Here is a 16,820-nt window from a genome sequence, read left to right on the forward strand (position 1 = left end):
TCACCTTACACGAACTTCGCATGGTCTGGGTGTGGGGTTCGCGAGAGAACCTCGTGCCCGCTTTCGGTGACGAGCACCATATCTTCGAACCGTACGCCGGCGACGCCCCGCCGGAACAGACCCGGTTCGATCATGACGATCGTGTTCGCCTCGAGCGTGACCGACTGGGTCGGCCCGATGTACGGGGGTTCGTGGGCCACGACGCCGATGCCGTGGCCGATGATCCCGTCGGTCATCCACTCCTCGTAGTCGAACTCGACGAAGACGTCCCGGGCAGCGCTGTAAACGTCGCGCCCGGTCGCGCCGGGTTCTATCGCGTCGATCGCCGCCTCGTGCGCCTGAAACGTCGCCTGATACATCGAGCGCTGCTCGTCGCTGGGCGTACCGGGAAACGCCATCCGGGCCAGTTCACTGTAGTACCCCTTCCACATCGGCCCCTGGTCGAGTTGAACGAACTCGCCTCGCCTGATCCGCTTCTGGGAGGGAAACTCCTGACAGCGTGACCACCGCCCCCCGGAGCTAACGATCGACGGGAGGGCGTAGGCTCCGGCCGCCCCGGCCGAGATCATGGCGTCCATGATCGTCCCTGAGACCTCACATTCGCGAGCGCCGACCTCCACGGCATCGATGCCGGCCTCGATCGCGAGCTCTGCGATCTGTAGCCCTTCCTCGATGAGGGCGATTTCGGCCGCTGACTTGTGCGTTCGTGCCCGAAAGAGCAGGTCGCCCCCATCGGTCAGCTGCGCGTTCGGGAGCGCCGCTTCGAGCTTTCGGACGAACCGGTACTCCATATGCGGGTCGAGGGCGACGACGCCGTCGGCGACGCCGCGCTCCTCGAGTACCGCTGTGAACGTGGTGGCGGCTGTAGCCGACGCTGTCGAGAACGAGACCACATCCTCGAGCCAGTGCCGTTCCTCGAGATCCGCGGCCAGGCGCGGGGCGGCGACGAACGTCGGTTCGCCCTCGCGGGTGACGACTGCGCCGTGTTCGGCAGACAACGAGAAACTGTCGTACGGGCCGAAGCCGACGAGGTATCGGAGGTTGTCCGAGCGGTTGACGATCAGGGCGTCGACGTCGGCATCGGCCATACGGGTCTGTATCGTCTCGAGGTTGGCGCGGGCGATCGGCTCGAGTACCCGAAACAGTTCCTGCCGCTCGTACTCCCAGTGGCCGGGTTCGCCGTGGTGGCCGCCGGTCATTGGGCCTCCACTGGCGAGGTATCGTCGCGCGAACTGGTGATTGTTCCATGAGCTGGCGTGTAAATTACGTTCGATGGATCGATCCCGAGCCACACGTCGTCGCCGGGTTCGAGCATCCGATCGGTGGCGTTCCCGCTCGCCTGAATCGTCGTCTCTAGGTCGGGAACGGTGACGAAGTAGACGGCGTCTCGACCCTGGTAGTCAACACTTTTGACGGTTCCCTGGAAGACGTTCTCTCCCGCGAGACGATCAGCTTGCAAGGTGACGAGTTCAGTTCGGAAGAAGGAGGCAACGCGGTCGCCGTCGGCAAACCCTTCGCGGCCCTCGACGGCAAGCGTCGCGCCGTCAACGTTGATTTCGGGTTCCCTGCCGAGTGAAAGCGTGCCGTCGATTCGACTCGAGCTCCCGAGGAAGTCCGCGACGAACGGCGAGTCGGGTCGTTCGTACGCCGTTTTCGGATCGGTGAACTGCTCGAGTTCTCCGCCGTTCATCACCGCAATTCGGTCACCCATAGAAAGCGCCTCCGTCTGATTGTGAGTGACGTATATCGTCGTAATACCGGTTTCACGCTGGATGCGCTTGAGTTCGGTACGCATCGTTTTGCGGAGCTTCTTGTCGAGGTTCGAGAGCGGTTCGTCCATCAACACGAGGTCGGGGTCGAACGCGAGCGCACGAGCGACGGCGACGCGCTGTTGTTGGCCACCGCTACACTCGTGAGGATAGGACGCTTCGTAGCCCTCGAGGTCGATCATCGAGAGCATCTCCGACACCTTTCGGTCTCGCTCGTCCTCGCTGGCGCCACGCATTTTCAACCCGAACGCGATGTTTTCGGCGATCGTCTTGTGTGGAAAGAGCGCGTAGTCCTGAAAGACGACGCCGATGTCTCGTTCGTAGGCGGGGAGGTTCGTGAGGTCACGACCCCGGAGCGTAATCGAACCCGAGGTCGGGGTCTGGAGGCCAGCGACGTTGAGCAGCGTCGTCGTTTTCCCGCATCCGGAGGGACCGACGACCGTGACGAACTCGCCCTTCTCGACGGATAGCGAGACGCCATCGACCGCCACGGTGTCGCCAAACACCTTTCGTAAGTCTTCGATCTCAAGAAATGCCATGATGTGTACAGGGTGTGTCGTTAAATGAGGTGTCGTCGATTACGCCGACTGGATGCTCTCCCACTCCTCGGACCACTCGTCGGAGTGTTCGTCCTCGTATCCCGGGTCGAGGAAGGTGAGCCGTTCGCCTCCGGAGGGATCGTAGTCGCCGAGTGCTTCGATGTCGTCGGACGTCACGTCGGTCGCCGGCGGGTAGCCGAGCGTTTCCGCCAGCGGAACCATTACGTCATCGCCCAACAGATAATCGAAGAACGCCAACGCCGTCTCTCGCTTGTCGTCGTCGAGATCGGCAACCATCACCCAGTTGTCAGACCAGCCGTAGGCGCCTTCTTCCGGAACGACGTAATCGAGGTGGTCGTGACCGTCGTCGATAGCGGCTTTGATTCGCCCACCCCAGGCTTCCCCGACGTACGCCTCGTTCTCGGAGAACATTCGGACGTGTTCGTCACCCGTCGTCCAGTAGTTGGAGATCAGATCGCGCTGTTCACGAACCGACTCCCAGATCGCCGCCATTCCCTCATCGTAGGAACCGTTCTCCTCGATGTCGTTCGGATCCATCCCGAGGTACAGCGCAGTCGTAAACACGCGGACGAAGTCAGTTCCCTGCATCGTGATGTTCCCGTCGTTTGCCTCGTCCCAGCACGCCTCCCAGGAGTCCAATTCACCGAGTTCGTCCCGGTTGTAGGCCATGCCAACGGTTCCGTACACCGTTGGAACGCCGTGGACATCGTCACCGGCGTCGTAAATCGGGTTCCTGAACGTCTCGAGGAGATTGTCGTAGTTCTCCAGTTCGTCCGGGTCGATCGAATCCCAGACCCCTTGATCTGCACCCATGTACAGCGTGTTCGCGGAGGTGATCGAGACGTCGGCGTCGGATTGGCCTTGCTGGATCTGCTGATAGCCATCGAACTGATCGCTGATCTGGTGAACGTCGACTTCGACGTCGTGTTCGTCTTCGAACCCCGAAAACACCTGCTCCTGATAGGTGTCGATGTAGTGTCCACCGGTGACCTGTGCGACGAACGGTTCGTCCGAGTCACTTCCCATGCACCCGGCCAAACCCGCAATGCCAACGGCACTTGCGCCACCGATCGATCGTAACACGTGTCGACGACTCCGCCCAGGTTCGCCGGTATTGGTATCCATCCCCATCTTCGTTCGGACTTTTCTCATTGTACGACGATAACATGGAACAGCTACCTAATAAAACTTGGTAGCTAAATGTTCATTAACACCAACCGCAATAAACTAATACCGGCATAAAGCTTAACACTGTTAGAGACAATTGGTGACTGATGACACGACAATACGCACGTTCGCCGCGACCGCTGGAGGGGTCGAATGCGACCCACTAGCGTCGATCCAGCTGTGCTCGAGCGGGTCGAATCTGCCGTCGGGGACTGTAGCGATGAACTCCTCTCATTCGCTACCGATCTCGTGGCGATTCGAAGCATTCCAGGGAACGAGGGCCCCGCCCAGGAACGCGTCCGGGAGCGCCTCGAGGCGTTCGGGCTTGCAGTGGAGGAGATTCATCCAACCGACGTCCAGGGCCTCGAGAGCCACGAGGAGTACATCGAGCCCGAGACGCCGTACGGGGATCGACCGAACCTGCTCGCCACTCGACCGGGAACGGGCGACGGGCCATCGTTGTTGTTCAACGGACACGTCGACGTCGTTCCCGAGGGCGACCGGGACGCCTGGTCGTTCGATCCCTTCGCCGGCTCCGTCGAAGACGGGCGGTTGCTCGGTCGCGGTGCATCGGATATGAAAGGCGGCGTCGCCGCGATGATCTACGCGATGGCGGCCCTGGAGGGTGCCGGGATCGAACTCGCCGGCGACCTGTCGATCAACACCGTCATCGAGGAGGAGTACGGTGGTTCGGGCGGGACGCTCGCGAGCGTCCTCGCGGGTGTCGACGCGGACGCGGTCGTCATCCCCGAACCCACGGACTTCGATACCTGGATCGCAAACGATGGCGTCTCGTACTTCCGGGTGACCGTCGAGGGGAAGGGCGCCCACGCTGCCGAAACGGATTCGGGCGTGAACGCCGTCTCGAAACTCTTGCCGATCTATCACGCACTCGAGACCCTCCACGACGAGCGCAAGACGACCGTTCACGACGAGCTCTTCGAAGAGTGGCACGAACACACCGTCTCGCTCAACCTCGGGACGATCCGCGGTGGCGAGTGGGTCTCGAGCGTTCCCGACGAGGCGTCCCTCGAAGCACGGATCTCACACGCACCCGCGGAGACGCGCGCGGAGATCCACGACGTCGTCGAGCGGACAGTGAGTGAGGCCGCCGCGGGAGATCCGTGGCTCGCGGAACACCCGCCCGACGTCGAGTGGTTCGGCTGGCGCGGGAGTTCGGCGAAGGTCGGCCCGGACGAGCCGATCGTCGACGCCGTCGAACGCGTCGTCGATGACGTTCTCGGACGCGAAAGCCACGCCAAAGGCTTCCCTGGCGGTATCGACACCCGATTTTTCGTCAACGAGGCCGACACGCCGGCGATCTGTTTCGGGCCGGGCGCGTACAACATCCACGGCACCGACGAGTACCTCCCCGTCGAGGAACTCGAGGAACTGACCCTCGCGCTCGCGATCCTCGCGATGGAGTGGTGTGGGTACGAGGTGGACGACGGTGAGTGAGGGTACCGACGCGGCTCCGCGACGGTACGACGAACTCACCTGGCCCGAGATCGACGAGGCAGCAGAGAGGGGAGCGACAGTGCTCGTCCCCGTCGGTGCGACCGAAGATCACGGCCCCCACCTCCCGCTGGACGTCGATCGTCGAATCGTCGAGGCCATCTGTGAGCCAGCTGCCGCCGCACGCGAGGATGTCCTCCTCTTTCCGACGATCGACCACGGGTACCTTCCCCACCACATGGACTACCCGGGTGGGATCACGATCGGCTGGCGGACGTTCGTCGACTACGTCATCGACGTCTGCGTGTCACTGGCCCACCACGGGTTCGAAAAGATCGTGCTGGTCAACGGTCACGGCTCGAACCACCACTTGCTCGAACTCGTCACCCGCCAGGTAATCCTCCAGTACCCAGACGTCCACTGTGCATTCCTCTCGTGGTGGCAACTCGAGGAGGTTCGGGACGTCGCCGCGGCCGTGCGCGAGGCCGGCCCACAGGGGTCAGCCCACGCCGGAGAGATGGAGACCTCGATCTACCTGCATCTGTACCCCGACCGAGTCGACATGGACGCCGCCGTCCGGGACGTTTCCTATCCCGAGAGTCGCCACTTCAACAACCTCGACCTCGCTGGCGAAACTCGCCCCGAGGACTCCACGCCCGTCACGATGATGGAGTGGTGGTCGACGATCTCGGAGACCGGCGTCATGGGGGATGCAACGGCGGCTACCGCAGAGACCGGCGAACTGTTGCTCGAGGCCGCTGTCGATGGACTCGATTCGGTTCTCGAGGAGTTCGCCTCACATCCGATCCGGGAAATCGATGACCACCACACCCGCCCCACGAACGACCGCGACTACGACCCTTTCAGACCACGATGACACACCCGATCACTGGCACCGATCACCGAGACGGAACCGATGACGATCCGAGCGGACGCGAGAAGGTCACGGATCTCGAGACCGCAATCGCCGACTCCGTTCACGACGGGGCGAGCGTCGCCTTCGGCGGGATGGGTGGACGCGATCCCGAGGCGGCCGCACGCGAGATCGTCCGTCAGGAGAAGTCCGGACTCACCGTACTCGACGACGCGCGAACGACTCTTCTGGACATCATGGTCGGCGCCGGGTGCGTCGACGAGTACGTCGGCTCCTGGGTCGGAACGAGTCTCATCTCGCAGGGCCACAACATCCGGAACGCCGTCGAGAACGACGTCCCCCACCACCTGCAGATGCGCGACGTCTCGAACTTCGGCTCCTCGTTGATGTTTCTCGCGGGCGCGATGGACGTCCCGTTCGTCCCCACCCGGTCGATGCTCGGCACCGACATTCCCGAACACAACGACGCTCTCGAGATTATCGACGACCCGTTCGGATCCGGTGACAAGCTAACGCTCGTACCCGCGGAACGCCCGGACGTCGCGATCATCCACGTCCAGCGGTGCGATCCGCTCGGGAACGCACAGATCCACGGGAACGTCGTCAACGACCATCTCAAGGCTCGCGCCGCGGAGCACACGGTCATCACCTGCGAGGAGATCGTCTCGACCGATGAGATCCGCGAGTCGCCCGAGTTGACGCGCATCCCGTTCTACACAGTCGATGCCGTCGCCGAGGTGCCGTTCGGCTGTCACCCCTGGCACTGTTACGGCCGCTACTACGCCGACCTACCGTTCTATCGGGAGTACGGCCTCAGATCGCAGAATCGCGACGACTTCCTCGAGTGGGTCGAGGAGTGGATCGTTCCCCACGAGGACTATCTCGAGAAGATCGGTGAAGACCGACTCGAGACGCTCGAGCGGATGGAACGCGAGATCAACGATCCTGCGGAGGTGAGACGATGAGCGAAGAGATTCCCACGGCGGACGATCCCGAACAGCCTGGACGATCCGGGAGCGAACGGGAAGCCGCGACCGAACCGGGCAACCCCCTCGGCGTCGATCGACCCCACGAGACCGCCGAGGACTACACGCTCACCGAACTCCTCGCCGTCACGGCGGCCCACGAGATCGCCGATCACGAAACGGCGTTCATCGGCGTCGGCATGTCGTTGATGTCGGGCGTCCTCGCGAAGTACACCCACGCGCCGAACTGCCAGCTCGTGACCGAGTCGGGGTACATCGGCTCCGTCCCACCGGGGGTCGTCCAGTCTATCTCCGACAGCGTCCTCGGCGTCGACGCGCTCGTGGCGACCGATCAGTGCGAAATTTTCACTGATAACCAGCGCGGCGCATTCGACGTGGGCATCATCGGCGCGGGACAGATAGATAGTCGCGGCAATACGAACTCCACGGTAGTGATCGGTGACCAGAGCTACGACCGACCGAAGGTACGCCTCCCCGGTTCCGGCGGGAGCAACGACATCATGACCTCTTGCGGTCGAACCGTCGTGATGATGCGCCAGAAGCGCCGGGCGTTCACCACCGACGTGGACTACACAACCGCACCGGGCCACCTCGAGTACCCCGGCCACCGCGAGGAACTCGGCTTCGTCGGCAACGGCCCCTGTGCAGTCATCACCGACATGGCGGTCTTCGGATTCGACGACGACGGCGAGATGCTACTCGAGAGTACACACCCCGACGTCTCCGTCGACGACGTCCACGACGAGGTGCAGTGGGAACTGCGAGTGGCCGACGACGTGGGAACGACCCGAGAGCCGACGCGGGCGGAGGTCGCGATGTTGCGAACCATCGATCCGGCCGACGTCGTGCTCCGGGGCACGGACTACGTTTACGAAGTGGGTTTCGAGGAGTGGAGCGAAACCGTCCTCGAGCACTGGCGTCGACTCCAACCGATTCAGGACGAGTGAACGCGAACCGATCGACAGAGACCAACACTGAACACGCATGACAGACGACCCAACGACACGAGACCGACGATCGAGAAACCCGACTCCGGGAACCGACCTCGGCGGCATGTTCCCGCGCGTCTTCGAGAAGGACTACGTCACCATCGTCCGCGGCGAAGGCCACACCGTGTGGGACGCCGACGGCAACGACTACCTCGACGCCATCTCCGGCAACCAGAACGTCGCCATCGGCCACGGCGTCCCCGAGGTCGCACAGGCGGCGAAAACACAGATCGAGACGCTCGAGTACACCTCGAGCATGCTCTTCGCGAACGAGCCTGCTCAGGCATTCACCGCGAAGATCGCGGACTTTACGCCCGACGGATTCGAGCATACGTGGCTCGTCTCGAGCGGCTCTGAGGCCAACGAGAGCGCGGTGAAGATGGCCCGCCAGTACCACGTCGAGCGCGGTAACGAGCGCAAGTACAAGGTGATCTCCAGACGGCGGAGCTACCACGGCAACACCGGCATCGCGATGGCGCTGTCGGGCTTTCCCGCCCGGAAATCGATGATGGAACCGCTGTACGAGGACTTCCCGAAAGCGCCGAGCGCCGCACCCTACCGCTGTGAACTGTGTGGCGGCGAAGCGGGTCGAGACTGCGGTGTCCGCTGTGCAGACGCCGTCGAACGACTCATCCAGGACGAAGGGCCGGAAAACGTCGCCGCGTTCATCGCCGAACCCGTGACGGGTGCAGCGAACGCCGCCGCGAGCCCCCACGACGGCTACTTCGAACGGATCCGGGAGATCTGTGACGAGTACGACGTCCTCTTCATCGTCGACGAAGTGATGACCGGGTTCGGTCGAACCGGAGAGAACTTCGCGATCGAACACTGGGACGTCACCCCCGACATCATCACCAGCGCGAAAGGGATGAGCGGCGGCTACTCACCGATCGGTGCGACGATGCCCCACCGCCGCGTCTCCGACGTGTTCGAGGGGCTCGAGAACGGCTTCATGCACGGCCACACCTACTGTTTCAACCCGACGTCGGCCGCGATCGGGTTGGCCGTCCTCGAGTACATCGAGGATCACGACCTGGTGGCGAACGCCCGGGAAGTCGGAGCGTACCTCGGCAAGCGCTGCGAGGAGTTCGACGAGTACGAATTCGTCGGCGACGTGCGCGGCAAAGGGCTCATGCGGGGCCTCGAGTTCGTCGCCGATCGCGTAACGAAGGAACCGCTCGCTCAGACCGGCAGCGAGTTCCAGTCCGCGTTGTTCGAGGCGGGACTGGACAACGGCATTCTGACCTATCCGAGTGGAAGTCACGTCGACGGAACGCGCGGCGATCACACGCTCATCACGCCACCGCTGACGATCGACCGGGGTGTGGTGGACGAACTCGTCGAACGGATGCACGCGACGGTGACGCAGGTCGATCGGGAACTGTCGCTGTCGACCGCTCTCGATTGAGCCGCGATCCGCTCGGCTCGGCAGTCGGCCACACAGTGTAGTCACCGAATAGATCCAGCGTCGGCGTCGGGAATAGCTGACGATGAAGCGCGATCGAGCGCCCTGTGTAGTCCCTCGAGGAGCAATTGCAGGCTTTCTTTGTGGCGGGTTTTGCTGTAGTGGATCGACGTCGGCGAAACGCCATAGCGATCGTACTGCTCGAACGGATCGGCAGGGATCGTCTCGTGCGCAACGATGTACGCGCGGATCTCCAGTGTCAGGGCGTGCAGGTGGATAAGTTCCTGTTTTCGCATGTTCCGTCACTCCCGTGAGGATTCCCCAGAGCGTTCAGTCGGTAGTGCGCCATCGCGGACGTGAATACGGCCGCTATCACTGACTGCAATGGTATATCCCTCGTAGGTAAACTCGATGGACAGCCGGCAATCGTGTTCGCCAGCGTGTGACAGGAGCTTCGAAACCGATTCGGGGTCGACGGAGTCGTACAATGAGTCGAGTTCGGATGGGGAAACGCCGTCGATCGCTGCGACCGCACGTACGAGTTGGGTCGTCACCGCGTGCGGTTCGTCGTACGCCGCGTGGATTTCGATGCCACCGTCGGCAACTGCGTTCGGGGTCATGGGACAGTAGAAGGGCCATCAACTTCCTACGAAAGTGGTGGTACCAAACACTTCGGTGAAAGACCTGTTTCACGCTGTCGGGGACTGTTCGTTTCGTGAAACGGTAGTATATTTGAAGGGAACGGTGCCCGAGCGGAACGGATTTCAGGGCGGTAATTCGGGAGGTAACAATGCCAGGAATCGTGATGTCGGTCTCGATCTCGTGGCAGTGTCCGATGCAAAGGTGTTCCTCTCGTCGACCCCCACCTCGAACTGACAGCCGTCTGCCACCGAGATGGACAACCGTCCGCAACCACGACGGGCAGTGAAGCCCACAGTAAGCGTTCAGCCAATCCGCCGGTCTCTGTCCCCCCAGTAGTAATCTCGAATCGACTGCTTGTCGAGTTTCCCCAGTGGCGTCGTCGGAAGGTCGTCGACAATTTCGACCGACTTCGGCTTTTTGTACCCGGCGAATCGGTCGTCGGCGAACTCGAGGAGGTTGGACTCGTCGATGTGTTCATCTTCGTGTGTGACGACGAGCGCGTGGACTGCCTCCCCCCACTCCTCGTGTGGCACGCCGATCACAGCGACGTCGGCGACTGCTGGATGGTTACCCAGAACAGTCTCGACGTCGCTGCTGTAGACGTTCATGCCGCCGGTGACGATCACGTTGTGAAGTCGATCGAGCAAGTAGAGATAGCCGTCCTCATCAAATCTACCGATATCGCCGGTGTGTACCCAGCCGTCTCGGAGTACCTTCGCGGTCTCGTCGGGCCGGTCGTGGTACCGTTCGAACGAGTACGGCGAGGAAACGGTGATCTCTCCTCGCTCACCGGCAGGCTGTTCCTCGTCGGTGGTTGGATCGACGATTCGAACGTCGACGAACGAACAGGGTCGGCCAGCCGAGCGCAACAACCGGGCGTCGCCATCGCCATCGTCATTCCCATCGCCACCGCCGTTTCCATCCCTATCGTCGACCGCTCGAGCGTGGTCGCGTCGGTCGAGCGTCGTGATCAGATTTGGCACCTCGGTCTGTCCGTAAAATTGGACGAAGATGGAGCCAAACCGAGCGAGTGCGTCCCGAAGCCGATCCGACTGCATTGGCGCAGCCCCGTACAGGACGTGCTCGAGGGATGGGACGTCGTCCCCGGTTACGCCGGCGTCTAACAGGCGATACAGCATCGTGGGAACGAGAAACGTCCACGTCACGTCGTGGGTCGTAACCGTCTCGACCAGTTGTTCGACCTCGAACCCGCGCTGAATACAGACGGTTCCGCCGGCAAGCAGTCCTGACTGGAGAAACGTGCCACCCGAGTGTGACAGCGGCGTCGACACGAGGCCGGTATCCGTCTCCGAAAAGCCGAGTTCGGTGAGATGGGCAACGAAGTTCGCCGAGAGACACGACTGGCTGTAGAGGACGCCTTTTGGCTCGCCGGTCGTGCCACCGGTGTAGAAGTGTCCGGCGATCGATGCTGGTTCGGCTGACACGGTGGGCGGTGCCCCGCTCTCACCTCGGTGCTCGAGATCTGCGAGGGTTTGCCAGCCGTCCGCTGGGTCGTCAGTGTCGACGACACACCTGAGTGTGAGTGGGAGTTCGTCCGTCGACCCGTCGATGTCGGACACGAGTGAGGGTTCACAGAACATCGTATCAGCACCCGAATCGGTCAGCATGTACGTGATCTCGGTGGTCGACAGGGAGGAATTGATCGGGAGGCGTGCCCCACCAGCTTTGTAGATCGCGACGTCGACGACCGGGGCCTCAAGTCGGTTCGACAACGCGGTTGCCACTCGGTCTCCCGGTTCGATCCCCGCGTCGACGAGCGCGTGTGCGATCGCGTTCGACCGCCGGTTGAGCGCTTCGTAACTGAGGGTGTCGCGACTCGTTATCAGCGCCGTTCGATCGGGACGACCCGTGAGCGCCCGTGAAAACAGCGTCGGCAGCGTGGGTGGAAACTCGCTCCCAGTGTCCATTGGTGGCACTTTCCGTCACCGAGTATTAAATCCACGCTCCGGGGGTGGTAACGACCCGTCGGTGGCACTGCTCGAGGCGCTCTACTGCGTTCCAGTATCGGTTCACGGACGTGTTCCAGTATCGACTTACAAACGCGTGTTTCGCGGCATACTCACCGACCACTATTCGCGTGGGAGACACTCCACGTCGACGGTGGGACACTACTCGCCGATATGGCGGACACGCTGGCCGTCACCGATCTCCTCGAGTACGTGTTCGTGAAACGCCTGCAAAACGGCGCCTTCGTCCTCGGCCAGCACTACGTCGCTCGCCGACAGCGTCGCCAGCCCGAACGCCCGCGGCGTCGGCGAGTCGACCAGCCGTCGGGACACCTCGAGGTCGCCCGACTCGAGCCGTGAGACGACGTGTTCGACCTCCTCGACGTGCAGTTTGTCCTCGAGCAGTTCGCGATACGTCTCCTCGATCACCGCGAAGTCCTCGAGACCCTCCGCGAAGCCGAGCAACATTTCGCTCGAGACCTGCTGTTCGCTCGCGGATTTCTCGTAGCCCTTGTAGCGTTTGAGGATCATCAGCGATCGCGTCGCGTTGATCCGGAAATAGCGCTGGAGGAGGTCGGTGCCCGAGAGCGCCGCTCGTAAATCGGCTCGCACCCGATCGGCTTCGAGGTCGTCGATGATCCCCTCGAGATCCACCTTCCGGTTCAGGGGCATCGAGAGGACGAACCCGTTGTCGGCGACGGCGACCCGGACGTCGGCGGTCGCCTCCTGGGCGCACCGGTACGCCAGCAGTCGCGAAAGGCCGTCGTTGACCCGACGACCGTAACAGGCGTGGACGTAGTAGTGACGCTCGTATTCGTCTCGATCGCGTTCGACCTCGATCGCGAGTCGGTCGACGGTACTCAAACTCTCCGGATCGGCGTAACGACACTGATAGTCGACGAGTCGCGAGATGGCCCGGACGCTCGAGTCGTCGAGCGGGAACCCGCGAAGCCATGCACGGACGCGAGCGGAGCCGCCGGTTTCGTAGTGCTCGAGGAGGGTATGTTGGAACGCCAGGATCGCATAGCCCATATCGGTCGACAGCGGGAGCCGTTCTGCGTACCACGAGGGAACGGTCGGGCGGGAGGCGGTACGATCGACGTACACCTTCGATCCGCGCCGGTAGCGATACTCGAAGTGGTCGCCGCCGAGGACGAACACGTCGCCCTTCTCGAGCGTGTCGAGATACCCCTCGTCGAGTTGGCCGACCCACGCGTTGTCCGCCCGGGTGTGGACGCCGCAGGTAAACGAGTCGGGGATCGTCCCGATGTTGGTCATGTAGATCACTCGCGCAAGCCGACCGCGTTTGCCCATCAGGGACTCACCGACGGGGAAGGCGTCGTAGTAATAGTCGCCGTCGGGTGGATCGTTCTCGTCCCGCCAGACCTTCGCGTAGACGTTCCGATCCTCGAGGCCCGCGTATTCGGCCGTGAGATACGCCATAAGGTGCTCCCACTCCTCGTCGCTGTATTCTCGATAGGGGTACGCACGACGGAGCGTCTCGAGAATCTCTACTTCCGGACGTACCTTCGCGATAGCCATTCCATAGACGTGCTGGGCGGCGACGTCCTGGGCGTTTTCGGGAATCGACACCGAATCGACGAACCCCTCCGCTGCCCGTTCGAGCATGACCGCACACTCGAGGAGTTCGTCCCTGTCGAGGGCGATTACTCGACCGGTGACGGTCTGGCCGACGCGGTGGCCGGCACGGCCAACCCGCTGGAGGAGTGCGGCGACCGATTTCGGCGAGCCGACCTGTACCACCAGATCGACGTGGGGCATGTCGATCCCGAGTTCGAGACTGGTCGAGGACGTTACCACCGACAGGTCGCCGTCCTTGAGCTTGCGTTCGATTCGCTGGCGAACGTCCGTCGAGAGGCTGCCGTGGTGACAGCCGGAGTTGTCCTCGTCGTACGCCTCGAAGCGCTCCCGGAGGTTGTGTAACACGCGTTCAGCGCCCGAACGAGTGTTCGTGAAGACGAGGGTGTTGGTGTGTTCCTGGATGTGCTCGTGGAGGAGTCGATAAAATCGCTCCTGAACCAGGTCTCGTGGCGTGTTGATCAGATCGTCCGCGGGGCACTCGAGCTGGAGGTCGAACTCGCGAGCGAAGCGAGCGTCGACGATGTCGTAGTCTCGAGGCACCCGGTCTGTGTCGTCGCCGATATCTGCGTCAGCGGGTTCACAGCCGACCAGAAACTCGGCCACCCGCGAGAGCGGTTCGATCGTCGCCGAACAGCCGATCCGCGTAATCTCGTGGTCGACCATCGTCTGGAGGCGCTCGAGGCTCACCGACAGGTGGGTGCCCCGCTTGTTCGCCGCCAGCGAGTGGATTTCGTCGACGATGACGTACTCGACGGATCGCAGCTTCTCCCGGAACTTCGGGGCGTTGAGCAAAATAGCGAGCGTCTCCGGTGTCGTGTTGAGGATATGTGGCGTCGTCTCGAGCATCGCCTGTCGCTCGCTCGACCCCGTGTCGCCGTGGCGAATCGCGTGGCGAATCTCCCCCATTGATTCGCCCCGATCCGCGGCGATCGATTCGATCCCCTCGAGTGGCACCTCGAGATTGCGATGGATGTCGTTGGCCAGCGATTTGAGTGGGGAGATGTAGAGGCAGTAGACGGTGTTCTCGAGGCCGCCCTCGTCCTCGCACTCGTCTCCATCTTCGTCCTTGACCCCGCCTTCGTTTCCATTTCCGTCCCCGCGCTCATCTCCATCCCCTCCCTCGCCCTCGCACTCGTCTCCATCTCCGTTTCCGTCTACGTCCAAGTCCGCTTCATCGCGGTCACGTCTGTACAGTTCGTTGATGATCGCCGTAAACGACGCCAGGGTCTTTCCGGAACCCGTGGGGGCACAGATCAATGTGTTCGTCCCGTCGTGAATCCGCGGAATGGCGCCCTTCTGTGGCGGCGTGAAGAAGCCGCCGTTCTCGGGAACGTATTCGCCGAAACGCTCGAGCCACCACGAACGAATCGCGGGCTCGAGCAGGTCGAACACCTCGCGGTCGTCGATCGAAGTCGTTTCGGGATCGAACGGCAACCCGTCGGCGGGGAGCGACAGGTCGTCCTCGGGCATTATACTGCCCTGGGTACCGGGCGCCTAAGAGGGTTTGGCCACCGGAGTGAAAGTGAACGGGTCGTCCGACGTCGCCGAGCGTCCAGGGTCGTGTTCAAAACTCCGTGACGACTTCGATCCCTTCGGTATCGTAGGTTGTCATCGCCTCGAGGCGATCCGACACGTCCTCGAGCCTCACCCGTCGGGTGACGAGCACCGACGGGTCGAGCGCGCTCGAGTCGATCATCCGTAACAGTTCGCCGTAGCGCGAAGGCGGCATTCCTCTAGAGCCGAGGAACGTGATCTCCCCGAAGATCATCCCGTCGACGGGTAACGGTACCTCACCCCGTTCGACGTCGGTCGTCAACCCGAGCTGGACGTGCGTCCCCCGCGGCCGGAGACACTCGAGGCTGTTTCGACAGGTTTCCGCCCGTCCGAGGGCGTCGATCGAGACGTGTGCGCCGCCGTTCGTCTCGGATTCGATCACCGACGGAACGGTCGTCGTCTCGTCCAGGTCGCTCGCATCGAGGGTGACCCGCGCCCCGACTCGAGCGGCTCGCTCGAGTGGTTCCTCGCGAACGTCGACGGCGATGGGGTTCGCGCCGAGGGCATCGGCGATCTGGACGGCGGCCAGACCGAGACCGCCACAGCCGTGGACAGCGACCCAGTCCCCGCCGCCGACGTCGGCCCGGTGGGCCAGGGCGTGAAAGGCCGTGACGTACCGACAGCCGAGAGCGGCGACGGCATCGGCCGGAACGCCGTCGGGTACGCGAGCGACGTTGAAATCGGCGTGGGGGACGTGGATGCGTTCGGCGAACGCACCCGGCACGCTGGCTTCGAACCCGAGTGCGTATCCGTCCGTACAGACGTTGCCGTGACCGGCCCGACACTGGGGACACGTTCCCTCACCGAGGCTGAACGGGATCGCGACCCGATCACCGACGGCAACTGAAGAGACGCGCGAACCGACCTCGACGACTCGACCTGCCGGTTCGTGGCCGAGGATCTGCCCGATCGGTACCTGGTCGTCCGCCCACTCGCCGTGTCCCTGCCAGGCGTGCCAGTCGCTCCGACAGATTCCACAGGCTTCGACCGCTACAATGACGCCTTCCGGCGTGAGATTGGGGTCGTCGACCTCACGGACGACGAGTGGATCGCCATACCCCTCGAGTACTGCAGCGCGCATGCTCGAGGGTTGGTGGCTAGCGAGTTAACCGTTGTCACGAACGTGGGATCCTGTCGATATCACGTATCTAACACGAGCAAGTGACGAGTTCGAAGCGAGCTGGTACGGTTACAACTCGAGCCAGTCGCTCGTTGTCGGCTGATCGTGGAGGTGCCAGCGTTGTTCGGTTCGTTCACCACGAGTGCGAACTTCGACGATCGCATCGAACAACGGCTCCAGGAGATTGACGGCATCGTGATCGCGCGCTACCGGGAGATGGTAGTGGCCCATCCCGTGGGCGTTTTTGACGCTGACACTCGTCAGGTGGAGGAGTTTGAACACGGTTTCGGTGTCATACTCGTTTAGAAGCGGGACTAGCGAGTCGACACAGACGCGCAATTCTGCGGGCTCGAGTCCGTTGGCCTCGGCGTCGATCTCACGAATTGCGTCGATGAAATCGGCGCCAAACGTCCCGAGCGGGTTCTGTGATGTGTCGGTATCGGCGATCGTCGGGCGATCTGGGTACGCGACGACGTGCGTGTTGGAACCTGCGTGGTCGTGGTGACAGGCTTGGCTTCGATAGGTTACCCCTTCCCCGGTGACGGTGAGACGATACCGATCGCGATCGGAGAGATCACCGAGCAAGCGTTGGCAGATCGCTTCGTGGGCGACCGTCGCGCTCGCCCCGACGATCAAGATGTTGCTCCCCTCCCGCTTGAGGCTCTCGAGCGTCTGGGCAAACGTCGAACTGTCTGACCCGTCGACACCTGGCTCAGTCTGCATCCACTTT

14 protein-coding genes are annotated in these 16,820 nt (G+C 62.7%); 5 read left to right on the plus strand and 9 right to left on the minus strand.

Annotation, left to right across the window (positions count from 1 at the left end; genetic code table 11):
* Positions 1-5: 5 nt before the first annotated feature.
* Genes NGM68_RS16700 through NGM68_RS16710 form a run of 3 tightly spaced genes read right to left on the minus strand, consistent with a single transcriptional unit; the run spans position 6 to position 3,355 of the window.
* Positions 6-1,199 (minus strand): M24 family metallopeptidase, encoded by a 1,194-nt coding sequence (locus NGM68_RS16700; RefSeq protein ID WP_252699353.1) that lies wholly within the window; start codon positions 1,197-1,199, stop codon positions 6-8.
* Complete coding sequence (locus NGM68_RS16705) at positions 1,196-2,308, minus strand: ABC transporter ATP-binding protein (RefSeq protein WP_252699354.1); 1,113 nt, start codon at positions 2,306-2,308, stop codon at positions 1,196-1,198. Before NGM68_RS16705 ends, NGM68_RS16700 begins: the two co-directional genes overlap by 4 nt.
* A gap of 39 nt (positions 2,309-2,347) precedes the next feature.
* Positions 2,348-3,355 (minus strand): ABC transporter substrate-binding protein, encoded by a 1,008-nt coding sequence (locus NGM68_RS16710; protein WP_252699355.1) that lies wholly within the window; start codon positions 3,353-3,355, stop codon positions 2,348-2,350.
* 294 nt (positions 3,356-3,649) lie between these two features.
* Between NGM68_RS16710 and NGM68_RS16715 the strand changes: the two genes are divergently transcribed.
* The 5 genes from NGM68_RS16715 to NGM68_RS16735 are packed head-to-tail and all read left to right on the plus strand — an operon-like array spanning position 3,650 to position 9,208.
* Positions 3,650-4,954 (plus strand): ArgE/DapE family deacylase, encoded by a 1,305-nt coding sequence (locus tag NGM68_RS16715; RefSeq protein ID WP_252699356.1) that lies wholly within the window; start codon positions 3,650-3,652, stop codon positions 4,952-4,954.
* The gene (locus NGM68_RS16720; protein WP_252699357.1) at positions 4,947-5,828 is read left to right on the plus strand and encodes a creatininase family protein; all 882 of its coding nucleotides are present in this window, start codon (positions 4,947-4,949) and stop codon (positions 5,826-5,828) included. The genes NGM68_RS16715 and NGM68_RS16720 overlap by 8 nt, the downstream gene beginning before the upstream one ends.
* A complete protein-coding gene (locus tag NGM68_RS16725; RefSeq protein WP_252699358.1) occupies positions 5,825-6,790 on the plus strand; it encodes a CoA transferase subunit A in 966 nt (321 codons plus the stop codon). The genes NGM68_RS16720 and NGM68_RS16725 overlap by 4 nt, the downstream gene beginning before the upstream one ends.
* On the plus strand, positions 6,787-7,758 hold the full coding sequence (locus tag NGM68_RS16730; protein ID WP_252699359.1) for a CoA-transferase subunit beta: 972 nt from the start codon (positions 6,787-6,789) through the stop codon (positions 7,756-7,758). The genes NGM68_RS16725 and NGM68_RS16730 overlap by 4 nt, the downstream gene beginning before the upstream one ends.
* Positions 7,759-7,795: 37 nt before the next feature.
* On the plus strand, positions 7,796-9,208 hold the full coding sequence (locus NGM68_RS16735) for an aminotransferase family protein (protein WP_252699360.1): 1,413 nt from the start codon (positions 7,796-7,798) through the stop codon (positions 9,206-9,208).
* A 41-nt stretch (positions 9,209-9,249) separates the two neighbouring features.
* On the opposite strand, the gene NGM68_RS16740 is transcribed toward NGM68_RS16735, so the two are convergent.
* From NGM68_RS16740 to NGM68_RS16765, 6 genes are all read right to left on the minus strand, one after another.
* Entirely contained in the window at positions 9,250-9,501 is a 252-nt protein-coding gene (locus tag NGM68_RS16740; RefSeq protein ID WP_252699361.1) for a UPF0058 family protein, read from the minus strand.
* 6 nt (positions 9,502-9,507) lie between these two features.
* Positions 9,508-9,825: a HalOD1 output domain-containing protein gene (locus tag NGM68_RS16745; RefSeq protein ID WP_252699362.1), complete on the minus strand. Its 318-nt coding sequence runs from the start codon at positions 9,823-9,825 to the stop codon at positions 9,508-9,510.
* Between the two features lie 324 nt (positions 9,826-10,149).
* Positions 10,150-11,775 (minus strand): AMP-binding protein, encoded by a 1,626-nt coding sequence (locus NGM68_RS16750; RefSeq protein WP_252699363.1) that lies wholly within the window; start codon positions 11,773-11,775, stop codon positions 10,150-10,152.
* Between the two features lie 201 nt (positions 11,776-11,976).
* Entirely contained in the window at positions 11,977-14,886 is a 2,910-nt protein-coding gene (locus NGM68_RS16755) for an ATP-dependent helicase (protein ID WP_252699364.1), read from the minus strand.
* A gap of 94 nt (positions 14,887-14,980) precedes the next feature.
* On the minus strand, positions 14,981-16,051 hold the full coding sequence (locus NGM68_RS16760) for a zinc-dependent alcohol dehydrogenase family protein (RefSeq protein ID WP_252699365.1): 1,071 nt from the start codon (positions 16,049-16,051) through the stop codon (positions 14,981-14,983).
* 108 nt (positions 16,052-16,159) lie between these two features.
* Entirely contained in the window at positions 16,160-16,813 is a 654-nt protein-coding gene (locus NGM68_RS16765; RefSeq protein WP_252699366.1) for a DUF7504 family protein, read from the minus strand.
* Positions 16,814-16,820 lie beyond the last annotated feature (7 nt).

Origin of the sequence: Natronosalvus vescus, assembly GCF_023973145.1 — an archaeon.
Taxonomy (GTDB): Archaea; Halobacteriota; Halobacteria; order Halobacteriales; family Natrialbaceae; genus Natronosalvus; species Natronosalvus vescus.